Below are 16,520 nucleotides of genomic sequence, written 5' to 3'. Positions count from 1 at the left end.
GCCCGAACCGTTACGGTTCGGGCCCTCTCCACACGCGTCCGCCGGGACGGCTACGGCAGCTGCGCCGCCCGAGCCTCCCGCCGATTGTCGCGGAAGTTGTTCACACGGCGAGCCGTGGCGAACAACGGAATCACCGCCCCCATGACCAGCTGAAGCGCGCAGCCCGTCTGGAGGAGCAGCTGGCCACTCGGCGCGTCGAAGGCCCACGCCGCCAGAAGCCCCATGGACAGGACGATCCAGGAGAGCATCGCCACCGCGAGGCGCCCCCGCGGCTTCGGGTACTCGACCCGGCTCACCATCAGCCACGCCGTACCCAGGATCGCCAGCAGCGTCGCCACGAACGGCAGCTCCAGCAGCACGATCGAGACGACCGTGAGCGCGCCGAACGGCGACGGCATGCCCTGGAACGTGCCGTCCTTCACCGTCACGCACGAGAACCGCGCAAGCCGCAGCACCACCGCCAGCAGCACGACGACGGCACCCACCGTCGCCACCCGCTGGTACGCGCCGTCCGCGACCATGCCGTAGACCAGTACGAAGTAGGCCGGTGCGAGGCCGAAGCTGATCAGGTCGGAGAGGTTGTCCAGCTCCGCGCCCATGGGGGAGGAGCGCAGCTTGCGCGCCACCAGACCGTCGAACAGGTCGAAGACCGCCGCGCACAGCATCAGGATGACCGCCGTGGCCGCGCTGTTGCGGGCCATGCCGGTTTCCTGGCTGCCGGTGAGGTCCGGGATCAGGATGCCCGTGGTGGTGAAGTACACCGCCATGAAGCCGCACGTCGCGTTGCCGAGCGTCAGAGTGTCCGCTATCGACAAACGCAGCGACAGCGGCATCTCCTCCTCGTCGTCGTCCTCCGCCTCCGGCACCCAGCCGGCCTGTGTCTCGGGATCAATCACGGTCAATGCGAGTCACCCCAGCCACGGTCTTCTGCCCGACCTCGACCGCGACCTCGACACCCTCCGGGAGGTAGATGTCGACGCGCGAGCCGAAGCGGATCAGCCCGATGCGGTCACCCTGCTCGACCTTGGTGCCCTGCGGGACGTACGGGACGATACGGCGAGCGACCGCGCCGGCGATCTGGACCATCTCGATGTCACCGAGTTCGGTGTCGAAGTGCCAGACGACGCGCTCGTTGTTCTCGCTCTCCTTGTTGAACGCCGGAACGAACCCGCCGGGGATGTGCTCGACCGACGTGACCGTGCCGGAGAGTGGCGCGCGGTTCACGTGGACGTTGAGCGGGCTCATGAAGATCGCGACGCGGGTCCGTCCGTCCTTCCACGGCATGATGCTCTGCACCACACCGTCGGCGGGCGAGATGACCCGGCCCTGGGCGATCTCGCGCTCGGGGTCGCGGAAGAACCACAGCATGCCGGCCGCGAGCGCGGTGGCGGGTACGGCCACGGCCTTGGCGGCGCCGGAGCGGCGCGCGCGGGCCAGGCTGAGGGCTGCGGTGGCGACGGTCGGGAGAAGCCACGGCGATGCTCCGCGCGCGAGGCGTACACCAGAAAACCTGTCGCGTGGTGCAGAGGTTTGGCTGTGGGGCATGGATGACCTTCGTAGCGGATGATGCCGCGCAGTGACTGGGGACGGCGGCTTTCCGGGATGGTACCGGTCGCGGGCCACAACTGGGCAAGCCAGGAAGACGAGTCGGCGGCTGAAGACCGTTCACGGGGTGTGATCTTCTTCTCGAAGAAAACACCCCCAAACGGACGTCTAGCCCTGGAATCGATACTCTTCGAGCAACCTGCGTCCGATGATCATTTTCTGGATTTCGGCGGTACCTTCACCGATCAGCAGCATCGGTGCCTCACGGTAGAGGCGCTCGATCTCGTACTCCTTGGAGAAGCCGTAGCCGCCGTGGATCCGGAACGCGTCCTCGACGACCTCTTTGCAGTATTCGGAGGCGAGATACTTCGCCATCCCTGCCTCGAGGTCGTTTCGTTCGCCCGAGTCCTTTTTGCGAGCTGCGTTGACCATCATCGCATGAGCGGCCTCGACCTTGGTAGCCATCTCCGCCAGCTTGAACTGAATCGCCTGGTGCTGGGCGATCTGCTTACCGAAGGTATGGCGTTGCTGCGCGTAACCGACACCCAGTTCGAACGCACGCTGAGCGACGCCGCAGCCACGTGCCGCCACATTCACCCGGCCGACCTCGACACCGTCCATCATTTGGTAAAACCCTTGGCCGGTGGCACCGCCGAGCACACGATTGGCCGGAATGCGTAGTCCGTCCATGATGAGTTCGGTCGTGTCGACGCCCTTGTAGCCCATCTTGTCGATCTTCCCGGGAATGGTGAGCCCGGGGCGGACCTCGCCGAAGCCCGGCTCCTTCTCCACCAGGAAGGTCGTCATCGACTTGTGGGGCGCCGTACCCTCGGCGTGTCCTTCGTCACTTCGGACGAGAACGGCAACCAGGTTTGACGTTCCGCCGTTCGTGAGCCACATCTTCTGACCGTTGAGGACATAGTCGTCGCCGTCCTTCACCGCCTTCGATGTGATGGCCGACACATCCGAGCCCAGCCCTGGCTCCGACATCGAGAAGGCACCCCGGACCTCACCGAGCGCCATCTTCGGCAGGAAGTGGTCCTTCTGCTCCTGCGTGCCGTGCTGCTTGAGCATGTACGCCACGATGAAGTGCGTGTTGATGATGCCGGACACGGACATCCAGCCGCGGGCGATCTCCTCCACGCACAGCGCGTAGGTGAGGAGCGACTCGCCCAGGCCCCCGTACTCCTCGGGGATCATCAGGCCGAACAGGCCCAACTCCTTGAGGCCGTCGACGATCTGCTGGGGATACTCGTCGCGGTGCTCCAGCTCGGTCGCGACCGGGATGATCTCCTTGTCCACGAAGTCGCGGACGGTGGACAGGATCTCCTGCTGGATGTCCGTCAGACCATGGGTCTGGGCGAGTCGCGCCATGACTACTTCTCCGTCTTTTCCGAAGGGCTGTTCAGCTCCGGGCGGCCCGGCTGTTCGCCGCCGCGCTCCTTGATGTACGTCTCGGTGGGCACCATCACCTTGCGGCGGAACACGCAGACCAGCGTGCCGTCCTGCTTGTAGCCCCTGGTCTCCACGTGCACGATGCCGCGGTCGTTCTTCGACTTCGACGGCCACTTGTCGAGCACGGTCGTCTCGCCGTAGATCGTGTCGCCGTGGAAGGTCGGCGCCACGTGCCTGAGCGACTCGATCTCCAGGTTGGCGATGGCCTTGCCGGAGACGTCCGGGACGGACATGCCGAGCAACAGCGAGTAGATGTAGTTCCCCACGACGACGTTCTTGCCGAAGTCGGTCGTCTTCTCCGCGTAGTTGGAGTCCATGTGGAGCGGGTGGTGGTTCATGGTCAGGAGACAGAAGAGGTGGTCGTCGTACTCCGTGACCGTCTTCCCGGGCCAGTGCTTGTAGACCGCCCCGACCTCGAACTCCTCGTAGGTGCGTCCGAACTGCATCGCGCTCAGGCCTCCGGGATCTCGAACTTCGACGTACGGGTCATCCCCGCCGCCCGCCCCTTGCCGGAGATGACCAGCGCCATCTTGCGGCTCGCCTCGTCGATCATCTCGTCGCCGAGCATCGCGGAGCCCTTCTTGCCGCCCGCCTCGGAGGTGCAGTAGTCGTACGCGTCCAGGATCAGCTCGGCGTGGTCGTAGTCCTCCTGGGAGGGCGAGAAGATCTCGTTGGACGCCTCGACCTGGCCCGGGTGGAGCACCCACTTGCCGTCGAAGCCGAGGGCGGCGGCGCGCTGCGCGACCTCGCGGTAGCCGTCGACGTTGCGGATCTGGAGGTAGGGGCCGTCGATCGCCTGGAGGTTGTTGGCGCGGGCGGCCATCAGGATCTTCATCAGGATGTAGTGGTAGGCGTCCGCCGGGTAGCCGGGCGGCTGCTCGCCCACGACCAGCGACTTCATGTTGATCGACGCCATGAAGTCCGCCGGGCCGAAGATGATCGTCTCGACGCGCGGGGAGGCCTGCGCGATCTCGTTGACGTTGTTCAGGCCCTGCGCGTTCTCGATCTGGGCCTCGATGCCGATCCGGCCGACCTCGAAGCCCATCGTCTTCTCGATCTGCGTCAACAGCAGATCGAGAGCCACGACCTGCTGGGCGTCCTGCACCTTCGGGAGCATGATGCAGTCCAGGTTGGGGCCCGCGCCCTCGACGACCGTGACGACATCGCGGTACGTCCACTCCGTCGTCCAGTCGTTGACCCGCACGACGCGCGTCTTGCCGGTCCAGTCGCCCTCGTTGAGGAACTTCACGATCGTGTGCCGCGCCTCGGGCTTGGCGAGCGGGGCGCACGCGTCCTCCAGGTCGAGGAAGACCTGGTCGGCGGCCAGGCCCTGGGCCTTCTCCAGGAAGCGGGGGTTGCTTCCCGGCACCGCGAGGCAGGAGCGCCGCGGGCGAAGGCGGTTCACCTGGGGAACAGGGCTGGTCATGCGGGGACCTCCAGGGGGTCGAGCTTGTTCGCTGTGCGGATCTCGTCGACGATACGGCCGATGATCCCGGTGATGTCGAAGTCCTTCGGGGTGAAGACCGCGGCCACTCCCGCGGCCCTGAGCTGCTCGGCGTCACCGTTCGGGATGATCCCGCCGGCGATCACCGGGATGTCGGGCGCGCCGGCCTCCCGCAGCCGCTCCAGCACGTCCGGCACGAGCTGCGCGTGCGAGCCGGACAGGATGGACAGGCCGACCGCGTGCACGTCCTCGGCGAGGGCCGCGTCCACGATCTGCTCGGGTGTGAGCCGGATGCCCTGGTAGACCACCTCGAAGCCGGCGTCCCGGGCGCGCACGGCGATCTGCTCGGCTCCGTTGGAGTGCCCGTCCAGGCCGGGCTTGCCGACGAGGAAGCGCAGCTTGCCCACGCCCAGGTCCCGGGCGGTGGCGTCGACCCTCCGGCGGACGTCCGCCATACCGGAGCCCTCCTCGGCGGCCACCGCGACCGGCGCGGAGGAGACACCGGTCGGCGCCCGGAACTCCCCGAACACCTCCCGCAGCGCCCCGGCCCACTCACCGGTCGTGACCCCGGCGCGGGCGCACTCCAGGGTGGCCTCCATGAGGTTGTCCGTGCCCTTGGCGGCCTCCTTCAGGCGTTCCAGCGCCTTGCAGGGGCGCGGGTGGTTGAACGGCGGCTGATAGCGGGTGTCCCGCCATGCCTGGAGGGCTCCCACGACACGTTCCTCGACCGCGGGGTCGACCGTGTGGATCGCGGTGTCCAGGTCGGCGGTCAGCGGGTTCGGCTCGGTCGTCTCGAAGATGTTGACGCCGACGATCTTCTCCCGGCCGGACTCGATCCGGGCCCGGCGCTCGGCGTGCGAGGAGACGAGCTGCGACTTCAGATAGCCCGACTCGACGGCGGCCATCGCGCCGCCCATCTCCTGGATCCGCTCGATCTCGGTGAACGACTCCTCGACCAGCTGGGAGACCTTCTTCTCGATGACGTGCGAGCCCTCGAAGATGTCCTCGTACTCCAGCAGGTCGCTCTCGTGCGCGAGGACCTGCTGGATGCGCAGCGACCACTGCTGGTCCCAGGGCCGGGGCAGGCCCAGCGCCTCGTTCCAGGCGGGAAGCTGGACGGCACGGGCGCGGGCGTCCTTCGAGAGTGTCACGGCCAGCATCTCGAGCACGATGCGCTGGACGTTGTTCTCGGGCTGGGCCTCCGTCAGACCGAGCGAGTTGACCTGGACGCCGTAGCGGAACCGCCGCTGCTTGGGGTCCTCGATGCCGTACCGCTCGCGGGTGACGCGGTCCCAGATGCGGCCGAACGCCCGCATCTTGCACATCTCCTCGACGAAGCGGACGCCCGCGTTCACGAAGAAGGAGATACGGGCGACGACATCACCCATGCGCTCCTGCGGCACCTGGCCGGAGTCACGCACGGCGTCCAGCACCGCGACGGCCGTCGACATCGCGTACGCGATCTCCTGGACCGGAGTGGCGCCCGCCTCCTGCAAGTGGTAGCTGCAGATGTTGATCGGGTTCCACTTCGGGATGTGCGAGACCGTGTACGCGATCATGTCCGTCGTCAGACGGAGGGAGGGCCCCGGCGGGAAGACATGGGTCCCCCGCGACAGGTACTCCTTCACGATGTCGTTCTGCGTCGTCCCCTGGAGCTTGGTGATGTCGGCGCCCTGCTCCTCCGCGACGACCTGGTAGAGCGCCAGCAGCCACATGGCCGTGGCGTTGATGGTCATCGAGGTGTTCATCTGCTCCAGGGGGATGTCCTGGAACAGCCGGCGCATGTCACCCAGGTGCGAGACGGGCACCCCGACCCGGCCGACCTCGCCGCGGGCGAGGATGTGGTCGGGGTCGTAGCCCGTCTGCGTGGGCAGGTCGAACGCCACCGAGAGACCTGTCTGCCCCTTGGCGAGGTTGCGCCGGTACAGCTCGTTGGACGCCTCGGCCGTGGAGTGACCGGCGTACGTGCGCATGAGCCACGGCCGGTCCTTCTGACGCTCAGTCATCTATGGCCTCCGCTGTCCTCAGATGTTCCGGAAGCGGTTGATGGCGTCGATGTGCTTCGCCCGCTTCTCCTCGTCGCGGATACCCATACCCTCGCCGGGGGCGAGGCACAGCACTCCGACCTTGCCCTGGTGGAGGTTGCGGTGCACGTCGTACGCGGCCTGGCCGGTCTCCTCCATCGGGTAGACCTTCGACAGCGTCGGGTGGATCTTGCCCTTCGCGATGAGCCGGTTGGCCTCCCAGGCCTCGCGGTAGTTGGCGAAGTGCGAGCCGATGATCCGCTTCAGGGACATCCACAGGTAGCGGTTGTCGTACTCGTGCATGTAGCCCGAGGTCGAGGCGCAGGTGGTGATGGTGCCGCCCTTGCGGGTGACGAAGACGCTCGCGCCGAAGGTTTCGCGGCCGGGGTGCTCGAAGACGATGTCGATGTCCTCCCCGCCGGTGAGTTCGCGGATGCGCTTGCCGAAGCGCTTCCACTCCTTCGGGTCCTGGGTCTGCTCGTCCTTCCAGAACTTGTAGTCCTCGGCGTTGCGGTCGATGATCGCCTCCGCGCCCATGGCCCGGCAGATCTCCGCCTTCTGCGGCGAGGACACGACACAGATGGGGTTGGCGCCACCGGCCAGGGCGAACTGGGTGGCGTAGCTGCCGAGCCCGCCGCTCGCGCCCCAGATGAGGACGTTGTCGCCCTGCTTCATGCCGGCGCCGTTGCGGGAGACCAGCTGCCGGTACGCCGTGGAGTTGACCAGGCCCGGAGCGGCGGCCTCCTCCCAGCTGAGGTGGTCCGGCTTCGGCATCAGCTGGTTGGACTTGACGAGTGCGATCTCTGCGAGTCCACCAAAGTTCGTCTCGAAGCCCCAGATCCGCTGCTCGGGGTCGAGCATCGTGTCGTTGTGGCCGTCACTGGACTCCAGCTCGACCGACAGGCAGTGCGCGACGACCTCGTCACCGGGCCGCCAGGCGTTGACGCCGGGGCCGGTGCGCAGGACGACGCCCGCGAGGTCGGAGCCGATGATGTGGTACGGCAGGTCGTGGCGCTTGGTGAGCTCGCTGAGCCTGCCGTAGCGCTCCAGGAAGCCGAAGGTCGACAGCGGCTCGAAGATCGAGGTCCAGACCGAGTTGTAGTTGACCGAGGAGGCCATGACGGCCACCAGGGCCTCACCCGGACCCAGCTCGGGCAGCGGCACGTCGTCCAGGTGGATCGACTTGCGCGGGTCCTTGTCGCGGGTGGTGAGCCCCGCGAACATCTCGGTCTCGTCCTTGTGCACGGTGATCGCGCGGTACGACTCGGGGAGCGGCAGAGCGGCGAAGTCGGCGGATGTGGACTCCGGCGACTGGATCGCGTCCAGGATTTCCTTCACGGTGTTGCCTCCGGCGACGAGCGTCCTGAGGGAAGACGCTGCTGAGGGTTACGTCGGGTGCTGATCAGTGCTGCTGAGGGTGTGCCGTCGGTTCGGCGGAAGGGTGGTGCTTCGGCAGCGCTTGGTGTGGCGCGGAGGGTGCCTGTGACGCAGGCGTCCGGGCGCGCTCGCCAGGTGGCTTGCGGGGACAGCCGACGTACGAAGGATCACTGCACGCCGGCCGCCCGGACAACCTCAAGGTATGGCACGGCGTGTCATGCGGCAAGGCACTGGGTGCCAGAAATTGCTCTCAGATGAAATCTTTACGTAACAAATGAGCGATGATCGATCAAAGCTACCGCTGAGTAGACCGAAAAATCCGGTGATATGGGTACGGAAATGGGCGAACGGCCCTAGGGGGCATCCAGTCGCGGTAGCGACCGCCCCTTGGGCCGTCCGGGTGACATTTACGGATGAGGGGCGCCCCTTTAGGGGCGCGGGGAACTGCGCGAGCAACGACCGACAACCCGCAGCCCGCAAACGACCCGCACCCCTATGGCGCGCTCCGGTCCCTCAACGCCTGCTCGATCGTCTTCATGACCTCGTCCAGCGGCGCGTCGGTCCTGGCCACAGTGACCAGCACCTCACCCTGCGAGGAGACCGACGCAGGGGCCGGAGAGGCGTGAGGGGCGGGCTCATACCGGCCCGCCCCGATCCCCGTGCCGAACGTCCGGCGGACGATCGCGAAGGCGTGGTCCAGCTGCGCCTCCACGTCTCCCTGACCGCCGGCCCGCAGCCAGCGGCGCAGCACGTGGTTGTGCGCGGTGACGACCGCGGACGCGGCGACCTCGGCCAGCAGCGGGTCGTCGTTGGCGTCGTCGTCGTGCGCGTGTTCGTCGAAGTGGCCCAGCAGGTACCGGGTGAAGAGCCGCTCGTAGCGGGCGACCGACGCGATCTCCGCCTCACGCAGGGTGGGGACCTCCCGGGTGAGCTTGTAGCGCTGCACGGAGATCTCCGGCCGGGCCGCGTACATCCTCATGACTTCCTTGATGCCGCGGCACACGGTGTCGAGCGGGTGCTCGTGCGCGGGCGCCGCGTTCAGCACCGCCTCCGCCCGGATCAGCGTGTCGTCGTGGTCCGGGAAGATCGCCTCTTCCTTGGAACGGAAGTGGCGGAAGAAGGTGCGGCGGGCGACCCCGGCGGTCGCCGCGATCTCGTCGACGGTGGTCGCCTCGTACCCCTTCGTCGCGAACAGTTCCATCGCCGCGGCCGCCAGTTCCCGGCGCATCTTGAGCCGTTGGGCGGCGGCGCGACCGCCCGCGGCACTTTCCGGAGTGTCGGACGTGGTAGCTGGTGTACGTGAGGACCTGGCGGGCTGGGACATGACCCGAACGTACTGCATGTGTGCTGCATGTTGCGCGGATCTTCCGAACCCCCCGTCCCAGGTGGGCGGGGGAGTGCCCGGCCGGGAGGCCGGGGCGGAGCCGCCGGGATCCAGTAGCCCGCCCCAGTCCGCGCCTGACTCGAACCCGTCGCCGGCCCGCTCAGCGCTTGGCATATTCGCGGAAGCCGCGGCCCGTCTTGCGGCCGAGGCAGCCCGCGGCCACCAGGTGCTCCAGAAGGGGCGCCGGGGCCAGGCCCGGGTCGCGGAACTCGCGGTGCAGGACCCGCTCGATGGCCAGCGAGACGTCGAGCCCGACCACGTCGAGCAGTTCGAACGGGCCCATGGGGTAGCCGCCGCCCAGCCTCATGGCCGCGTCGATCTCGTCCAGCGACGCGTAGTGCTCCTGGACCATCTTGACCGCGTTGTTCAGGTACGGGAACAGCAGCGCGTTCACGATGAACCCGGCACGGTCACCGCAGTCCACCGGGTGCTTGCGGACCGCGGTGCACAGCTCGCGGACCGTGGCGTGCACGTCGTCCGCGGTCAGGACCGTGCGGACCACCTCGACCAGCTTCATCGCGGGGGCCGGGTTGAAGAAGTGCATGCCGATCACGTCCTGCGGCCGTGAGGTGGCGCGGGCGCAGGCCACGACCGGCAGTGACGAGGTCGTGGTGGCGAGGATCGCCCCCGGCTTGCAGACCTTGTCGAAGGTCGCGAACAGCTGCCGCTTGACCTCCAGGTCCTCCGCGACGGCCTCCAGGGCGAGGTCGACGTCCGCGAACGCGTCGTACGAGCCCGCCGGGGCGATCCGGTCCAGCGTCTCGGCCGCCGCCTCGACCGTCATCCGCCCCTTGTCGACAGAGCGTGAAAGCGACTTCCCGATACGGGCCTTGGCGGCCTGCGCCTTCTCCTCGCTGCGCGCGGCGAGCACGACCTCGTACCCGGCCTTCGCGAACACCTCGGCGATCCCGGACGCCATGGTCCCGGAGCCCGCGACGCCGACGGAGCGGACGCCGCGGCCGGGGACCGTGGGCCCGTCGGACAGCGGCGTCAGCGCGTCCCGCACGACGGTGGCGCTGCCGGGTGCCTCGTACGTGTAGAAGCCGCGCCCCGACTTGCGGCCCGTCAGGCCGGCCTCGCTGAGCTGCCTGAGGATCGGCGCGGGCGCGTGCAGCCGGTCGTGCGAGGCGGCGTACATGGCCTCCAGGACCGTACGGGCCGTGTCGACGCCGATCAGGTCGAGCAGCGCGAGCGGGCCCATCGGCAGGCCGCAGCCGAGCCGCATCGCCGCGTCGATGTCCTCGCGGGAGGCGTACTTGGCCTCGTACATCGCGGCGGCCTGGTTGAGGTAGCCGAACAGCAGCCCGTCGGCGACGAAGCCGGGCCGGTCGCCGACCGCCACGGGCTCCTTGCCCAGTTCGATGGCCAGGTCCGTGACCGCGGCGACGGCTTGGGGCGCGGTGAGCACGGAGGAGACGATCTCGACGAGCTTCATCGCGGGCGCCGGGTTGAAGAAGTGCAGTCCGAGCACCCGCTCGGGGCGGGCCGAGTCGGCGGCCAGGCGCGTGACCGAGAGCGCGTTGGTGCCGGTCGCGAGGACGGTCTCCGGGCGGACGATGCCGTCCAGCTCGCGGAAGACCTGCTGCTTGATCTCGTACGACTCCGGGGTCACCTCGATGACCAGGTCGGCGTCGGCCGCGGACTGGAGGTCGGTGAACGTGCGGAAGCGCGCCAGGACGTCACCACGCTCCCGCTCGGTGATCCGGCCGCGCTCCGCGGCACGGGCGGTCGAGGACTCCAGGGCGGCGACGGCCTTCGCGGCCTGCGCCTCGCTGATGTCGATCCCGATGACCTCGCGGCCGGCCCGGGCCAGGACCTCGGCGATACCGGTGCCCATGGTGCCGAGACCGACGACGGCAATGGTCTTGAGCGGGGACAGAGGGGTGTCGGACAGGGGAGTGGCCATCGCGGACTCCAGGAATGAGGGTGACGACTGGGAGCGCGCCCGGCTTCGCCGAGGGGCGCAGCGGGTGCGGAAGGGAGTGCGGTGTGCGGGTGTTGCCGGGCTGCGAGCGCACACGCCCGGTGCCGTCGCCACAGGCGTGCACACGCCCGGCGAACGGTGATGACCGACCGGCCCTGTCCCGGAGCCGAATCGCACTGCGGTACCCGAGGTACCGAACCGACTGCTCTCCTGGGCGGCTGCGTCACCAGGCCGCCAGGAGGGAGGTACGCGAACGGGTGGTTCGCTCGTCTGAGCTTAACTCGTGGGTAACGAGCGCGCTAGTCCTCGTGTTTGTGATGTACGTCCCCAAACGGCCCGGAGCGCCCGTAGGCTCGGTGGCATGGGCGAAGAGTTGCGATCACTCACGGAGCGCTTACGGCAGGAATCAGGGGCACCGGCCGCGTACGAGTGGCTGGTGGCGACCGAGGACCTCAATGAGCTGGCCGGGGTGCTCACCGCTCCCGGACGGCCGCTGTGGGCACGGGAGTTGGCCGCCTTCCGGCTTGGTGTCGCAGGGGACCGGCGGGCCTTCGAGTCGCTCGTCCTGCTCCTTAACCATCGCGATCCGCAGCGCTGTGCGTCCGCCGCCCACGCCCTGGCCCGGCTCGGCGATCCGCGCACGGCCCGCGCGGCCGCCGCACTTGCCACCAACGAACTCCGCGTCGCCTACGCCCTGCACCCCATACGGCTCCTGGTGGCGCTGCGCGCTCCCGAGGCCGTGCCCGCCCTGATCACCACCCTGGCGCGGCGCCTTCGGCCGAACGATCCGTACCGCCGGGTCGCGCTCGCCTGTGTGGAGGGCCTGGGCGCGCTGGGTGACGAACGGGGCCGGGCCGTGCTCAACGAAGCGCTCGCGCATCCGGCTCTCGCGGCGGCTGCGGCCGGAGCGCTGAAGCGACTGCCCAAGCAGTGAGCCGGCGTCAGTCGCGAGCCGCGTCCCGGAGCGCGCGTACGTAACGCACCTCGGGCACCATCACCCCGTCCACCTCGAAGGGCTCCTCGGCGCCGTCCGGGGTGAAGCCGTGGCCCTCGTAGAAGCGGCGCGCGCGGGTGTTCTCCTTCAGGACCCAGAGCAGCATCCGCGCGTGCCCGGCGGTGGCGCACCGCCGGGCCGACTCCCGGAGCAGCGCGTGGCCCACGCCGGTCGAGAAGTGGCCCGGTCGCACGTAGAGGGCGTACAACTCGGCGTCGTCGGTGCGGACTTCGCCCTCTCGGTACGACCCGTGGCAGACCCAGCCGACGACCTCGCCGCGCCGTTCGGCGACCAGGTTCACGACCTGTCCGTCGCCCTTCTCCAGGTAGCCGCGCCGCCGTTCCGCGTCCGCGTCCACGTCGAGCCGGTCGAGGTACGTCTGGGGGATCATCCCCGCGTACGCGGTCTGCCAGCCGCCGATCCGGATCTCGGCGACGGGGCGGCAGTCGGGCAGGGTCATTTCGCGTATGTGGAGCGGGGTGGTCATGGGCGGCACCCTAGGTGGGCGCGGATGGCTTGCGCGCGTGGATTGTTTCGTGGGTGACCGGTGGGGTTCGTCTGCCGAGTCCTGCCGGTGGTCGGGTGCGGGTTGTACGTGGTTGCTCGCGCAGTTCCCCGCGCCCCTTTCAGGGGCGTACCCAACCGCCCGTCACATTCCGCCGCGGAAGCCGAGGAGTCCGTGCAGTGCCGCGCCCCGTGAGGACGGGGCCGTCGGCTTCGCGGTCAGGGGTTCGGGGTCGGGAGCCCGGTCGCACACCGCGTCGGCCTCGCCGTCGCCACGCGGCACCGTGCCGTCGGTCAGGTACGCCGCCAGGTGCTTGTCGAGGCAGGCGTTCCCGCTGAGGGTGATGCCGTGGTTGCCGCCGCCCTGCTCCACCACCAGGCTGGAGCCGCGCAGCAGACGGTGGACGGTGACGCCGCCCTCGTGCGGGGTGGCCGCGTCGTCCGTCGCCTGGAAGAGCAGCACCGGCGGCAGCGTGTCGTTGGAGATGTCCACGGGCTGCGGGGTGCTCGTCGGCCAGAACGCGCAGGGTGCGTTGTACCAGGCGTTGTTCCAGGTCATGAACGGAGCTTTCTCGTACACCGCCCAGTTGTCCGTGCGCCACTGGTTCCAGTCGCGCGGCCAGGCCGCGTCACGGCACTGCACCGCCGAGTAGACGCTGTAGCCGTTGTCCCCCGACGCGTCGACGGCGCCGAAGTGCTCGTACGCCTCCACCAGCGGGTCGTCGTTCCCGGCGTTCACGTAGGACGCGAACGCCGCGGCGAGGTAGGGCCAGTAGCCGTTGAAGTACCCGCCCGGGACGAAGGTGTCCTCAAGTTCCGAGGCGCCCACCTTGCCGTCCGCGGGCTTCTTGGCGAGGGCCTCGCGCATGGCGTACCACTTGGCCTCGACCTTCGCCGGGTCGGTGCCCAGCTTGTACGTCGCGTTGTGCCGCGCGACCCACGCCATGAACGCGAGGTGGCGGTCGTTGAACGCGTAGTCCTGCTGGATGTTGTCGTCGTACCAGACGCCCGTGGGGTCGACGATCGAGTCCAGCACGGCACGCCGTACGCGGCCGGGGAAGAGCTTCGCGTAGACGGCGCCCAGGTAGGTGCCGTACGAGTACCCGAAGTAGTTGATCTTCTTGGCGCCGAGCGCCCGCCGGATCGCGTCCATGTCCTTGACCGCGCTGACCGTGTCGATGTAGGGCAGCACGTCCGCGTACTTGGCGACGCACGCCTTGGCGAAGGCGGCGGCGCGGTCGAGGTTGGCCTTCTCGACGGCCGGAGTGGTCGGCAGGGAGTCGGGCCGTGACGGCGAGAAGTGCTTCGGCCGGCAGTCCAGGGCGGGACTGCTGGCGCCGACACCGCGCGGGTCGAAGCCGATGACGTCGTACTGCGCCGCCACCTTCTTCGGCAACGAGGACGCGACGAACCCGGCCAGCGTGAGACCGCTGCCGCCGGGGCCGCCGGGGTTGACCAGCAGGGGCCCCTGGTACTTCTTCGCCGTGTGCGGCACGCGCGAGAGCGCCAACGTGATCCGCTTGCCGCGCGGGTTCGCGTGGTCGAGCGGCACCTTCAGGGAGGCGCACTGGAGCGTCGGGTACGCGCTCGTCCCGCACTTCTTCCAAACCGGCTCAGCCGTAGGGGCGTTGGGTGCGGTGACCGGTGCGGAGGCGGAGCCGGCGCTCGCGTCGGCCGGGACCCCCGCGATCATCCCGGCCACCACGGCGGCGGCGCCGCACAGAGCAGCTGCGCGTTTCTTCATCGGCGGGTCTCCCAGGGCGGCGGATGCGAGCCGTGCACGCCACGGCCCTCGTCGCATCGTCCCGGCGTGGCCGCCCGGAAGAACACCTTCTGTCCAGACTTGACCCGAACGGGTAGGGAGAAGCACTCGGACGCTCGCCGCCGATCCGCCCGCCGATCCGCCCGCCGATCCGCTCGTCGGTCCGTCCCCCGTGCGCCGGGGTCAGAGCAGCGTCAGCTGGGTCGCCGTCGGCTCCGGGGTCCGGAGGTCCGGTGCCTCCGGCGTGGGTGCCGGGATCCTGCGCGGCAGGCCCGCGCGCGTGGGGCCCATGCCGTACTCCTGGGCCAGTTCGTGGACCTGACCGGTGATCCGGCGCTGGTACCACTTCGGGGCGTACGCGCCCTCCGCGTACAGCCGCTCGTAACGCCGTACGAGGTGTGGGTGATTGCGCTCCAGCCAGGCCATGAACCACTCCCGGGCGCCGGGCCGCAGATGCAGCACCAGGGGCGTCACGGAGGTGGCTCCGGAGGTCGCGATCGCCCGTACGGTGGCCCGGAGCCGGTCCGGGCTGTCGCTCAGGAACGGGATCACCGGGGCCATCAGGACGCCGCAGCCGATGCCGTGGTCGGTGAGGGTGCGCACCACGTCCAGCCGGCGCTCCGGGGCGGGCGTGCCCGGTTCGACGGTGCGCCACAGCTCGTGGTCGGTGAAGCCGACGGAGACGGAGATGCCGACCTCGGTGACCTCGGACGCCTGCCTCAGCAGGTCGAGGTCGCGCAGGATCAGCGTGCCCTTGGTGAGGATCGAGAAGGGGTTCGCGTGGTCGCGCAGGGCGGAGATGATGCCCGGCATCAGCCCGTAGCGGCCCTCGGCGCGCTGGTAGCAGTCGACGTTGGTGCCCATGGCTATGTGCTCGCCGCGCCAGCGGGGTGAGGCGAGGTGGCGGCGCAGCAGCTCGGGGGCGTTGACCTTCACGACGATCTGGGAGTCGAAGCCGAGGCCCGTGTCGAGGTCCAGGTAGCTGTGGGTCTTGCGGGCGAAGCAGTAGACGCACGCGTGCGTGCAACCCCGGTACGGGTTGACCGTCCACTCGAAGGGCATGCGGGAGGCCCCCGGCACCCGGTTCACGATCGACTTCGCCCGGATCTCGTGGAAGGTGACGCCGCGGAACTCCGGGGTGTCGAAGGTGCGGGTGGTCACCGCGTCCGCGCCGAACAGCGCGGCGTCGCGGGCCTGGGCAGGGTTTTCGGCCAGCTGGTCCCAGCGCATGGGCGCCTCCTCGGTAGCACTGGCCACAGAATAGAACAGATGTTCCCTTGATCGTGCGAACCTGTTTTCGAATGTCGTGTGAAGGTCTCGTCGGGTCCTGTCCGGTCCTGTTCATGGGTGTCGTTCTCGGCCACCGGTGGACCCCGATTTGGGGGGCTCGGCCGCCTGATGGTTGGCTTTCCCTCAACCCGAGCAACACCAAGTGCTGGAGGAAGTGCAATGGCGCAGGTCGAGGCCACCACGGAGCGAGTCGTCGCGGCGGACGCGGAGGACGTGTTCGACGCCGTCGCCGACTACAGCGGCACCCGCGCGAAGCTGCTGCCCGAGCACTTCAGCGAGTACGAGGTGCGTGAGGGCGGCGACGGCGAGGGCACTCTCGTCCACTGGAGGCTCCAGGCCACCAGCAAGCGCGTCCGCGACTGCCTGCTGGAGGTCACCGAGCCCACCGACGGGGAGCTCGTCGAGAAGGACCGCAACTCCTCCATGGTCACGACCTGGCGGGTGACCCCGGCGGGGGAGGGGAAGTCGCGGGTCGTCGTCACCACCGTCTGGAACGGTGCGGGTGGGATCGGCGGCTTCTTCGAGAAGACCTTCGCGCCCAAGGGGCTGGGGCGCATCTATGACCTGGTTCTGGCGAAGCTGGCGGCCGAGGTCGAGAAGTAGGGGTTCCCTCCGGGGGCGCGGCCGGGGGCGTCTCGTCTGCCGGGTTCCTGTCGGTGGGCGGGTGCGGGTTCGTCGTGGCTTGTCGTGTCGTTCCCCGCGCCCCTTGAGAGCCTGGGGCGCGCCGGGCACCACCCCGTACCGCGCACACCGCTCGCCCCCGACCCGCAACACCCGCGCAGGCGCCCGAGCCGAGACGGTCGGAGGCGTTCTCACC

General features: G+C 69.1%; 14 protein-coding genes. 2 read left to right on the top strand and 12 right to left on the bottom strand.

Annotation, left to right across the window (positions count from 1 at the left end; genetic code table 11):
* Positions 1 to 50: 50 nt before the first annotated feature.
* The 9 genes from pssA to FNH08_RS23730 all read right to left on the bottom strand — a co-directional run bounded on the left by pssA (position 51) and on the right by FNH08_RS23730 (position 11,135).
* Positions 51 to 866 (bottom strand): CDP-diacylglycerol--serine O-phosphatidyltransferase, encoded by an 816-nt coding sequence (gene pssA, locus FNH08_RS23770; protein WP_322725208.1) that lies wholly within the window; start codon positions 864 to 866, stop codon positions 51 to 53.
* A gap of 22 nt (positions 867 to 888) precedes the next feature.
* The gene (locus FNH08_RS23765; protein WP_152773567.1) at positions 889 to 1,545 is read right to left on the bottom strand and encodes a phosphatidylserine decarboxylase; all 657 of its coding nucleotides are present in this window, start codon (positions 1,543 to 1,545) and stop codon (positions 889 to 891) included.
* A gap of 168 nt (positions 1,546 to 1,713) precedes the next feature.
* Positions 1,714 to 2,919 carry an acyl-CoA dehydrogenase family protein gene (locus FNH08_RS23760; RefSeq protein ID WP_152773566.1) on the bottom strand — a complete coding sequence of 402 codons (1,206 nt, stop codon included), beginning with the start codon at positions 2,917 to 2,919 and terminating at the stop codon, positions 1,714 to 1,716.
* A 2-nt stretch (positions 2,920 to 2,921) separates the two neighbouring features.
* A complete protein-coding gene (locus FNH08_RS23755) occupies positions 2,922 to 3,446 on the bottom strand; it encodes a MaoC family dehydratase (protein ID WP_152773565.1) in 525 nt (174 codons plus the stop codon).
* 5 nt (positions 3,447 to 3,451) lie between these two features.
* Positions 3,452 to 4,426 (bottom strand): HpcH/HpaI aldolase/citrate lyase family protein, encoded by a 975-nt coding sequence (locus FNH08_RS23750; RefSeq protein ID WP_152773564.1) that lies wholly within the window; start codon positions 4,424 to 4,426, stop codon positions 3,452 to 3,454.
* Positions 4,423 to 6,450, bottom strand: coding sequence for a protein meaA (locus tag FNH08_RS23745; RefSeq protein ID WP_152773563.1), 2,028 nt, complete (start codon positions 6,448 to 6,450; stop codon positions 4,423 to 4,425). The genes FNH08_RS23750 and FNH08_RS23745 overlap by 4 nt, the downstream gene beginning before the upstream one ends.
* A gap of 18 nt (positions 6,451 to 6,468) precedes the next feature.
* Entirely contained in the window at positions 6,469 to 7,806 is a 1,338-nt protein-coding gene (gene ccrA / locus FNH08_RS23740) for a crotonyl-CoA carboxylase/reductase (protein ID WP_322725206.1), read from the bottom strand.
* A 532-nt stretch (positions 7,807 to 8,338) separates the two neighbouring features.
* Positions 8,339 to 9,187 carry a TetR family transcriptional regulator gene (locus FNH08_RS23735; protein ID WP_194238581.1) on the bottom strand — a complete coding sequence of 283 codons (849 nt, stop codon included), beginning with the start codon at positions 9,185 to 9,187 and terminating at the stop codon, positions 8,339 to 8,341.
* 142 nt (positions 9,188 to 9,329) lie between these two features.
* Positions 9,330 to 11,135, bottom strand: coding sequence for a 3-hydroxyacyl-CoA dehydrogenase family protein (locus FNH08_RS23730; RefSeq protein ID WP_152773561.1), 1,806 nt, complete (start codon positions 11,133 to 11,135; stop codon positions 9,330 to 9,332).
* A 379-nt stretch (positions 11,136 to 11,514) separates the two neighbouring features.
* Here FNH08_RS23730 and FNH08_RS23725 point away from each other — a divergent pair, with 379 nt between their 5' ends.
* Positions 11,515 to 12,087, top strand: a complete 573-nt coding sequence (locus FNH08_RS23725) for an adenylosuccinate lyase (protein ID WP_152773560.1) — start codon at positions 11,515 to 11,517, stop codon at positions 12,085 to 12,087.
* Positions 12,088 to 12,094: 7 nt separating this feature from the next.
* Here FNH08_RS23725 and FNH08_RS23720 read toward each other — a convergent pair whose 3' ends face one another.
* The 3 genes from FNH08_RS23720 to FNH08_RS23710 all read right to left on the bottom strand — a co-directional run bounded on the left by FNH08_RS23720 (position 12,095) and on the right by FNH08_RS23710 (position 15,643).
* On the bottom strand, positions 12,095 to 12,634 hold the full coding sequence (locus FNH08_RS23720) for a GNAT family N-acetyltransferase (RefSeq protein ID WP_152773559.1): 540 nt from the start codon (positions 12,632 to 12,634) through the stop codon (positions 12,095 to 12,097).
* Positions 12,635 to 12,796: 162 nt separating this feature from the next.
* Positions 12,797 to 14,395: an alpha/beta hydrolase gene (locus FNH08_RS23715; protein WP_152773558.1), complete on the bottom strand. Its 1,599-nt coding sequence runs from the start codon at positions 14,393 to 14,395 to the stop codon at positions 12,797 to 12,799.
* A 201-nt stretch (positions 14,396 to 14,596) separates the two neighbouring features.
* Positions 14,597 to 15,643, bottom strand: coding sequence for an Rv2578c family radical SAM protein (locus FNH08_RS23710; RefSeq protein WP_152773557.1), 1,047 nt, complete (start codon positions 15,641 to 15,643; stop codon positions 14,597 to 14,599).
* A gap of 219 nt (positions 15,644 to 15,862) precedes the next feature.
* On the opposite strand from FNH08_RS23710, the gene FNH08_RS23705 reads away from it, so the two are divergent.
* Positions 15,863 to 16,306: an SRPBCC family protein gene (locus FNH08_RS23705; RefSeq protein ID WP_152773556.1), complete on the top strand. Its 444-nt coding sequence runs from the start codon at positions 15,863 to 15,865 to the stop codon at positions 16,304 to 16,306.
* The last annotated feature ends 214 nt before the right edge of the window (positions 16,307 to 16,520 follow it).

It is taken from the genome of Streptomyces spongiae, assembly GCF_009377185.1.
In the GTDB taxonomy this organism is placed as follows: domain Bacteria; phylum Actinomycetota; class Actinomycetes; order Streptomycetales; family Streptomycetaceae; genus Streptomyces; species Streptomyces spongiae.
Note: the sequence above shows the minus strand (reverse complement) of the source record. Positions and strands in the feature narration are given on the sequence as shown.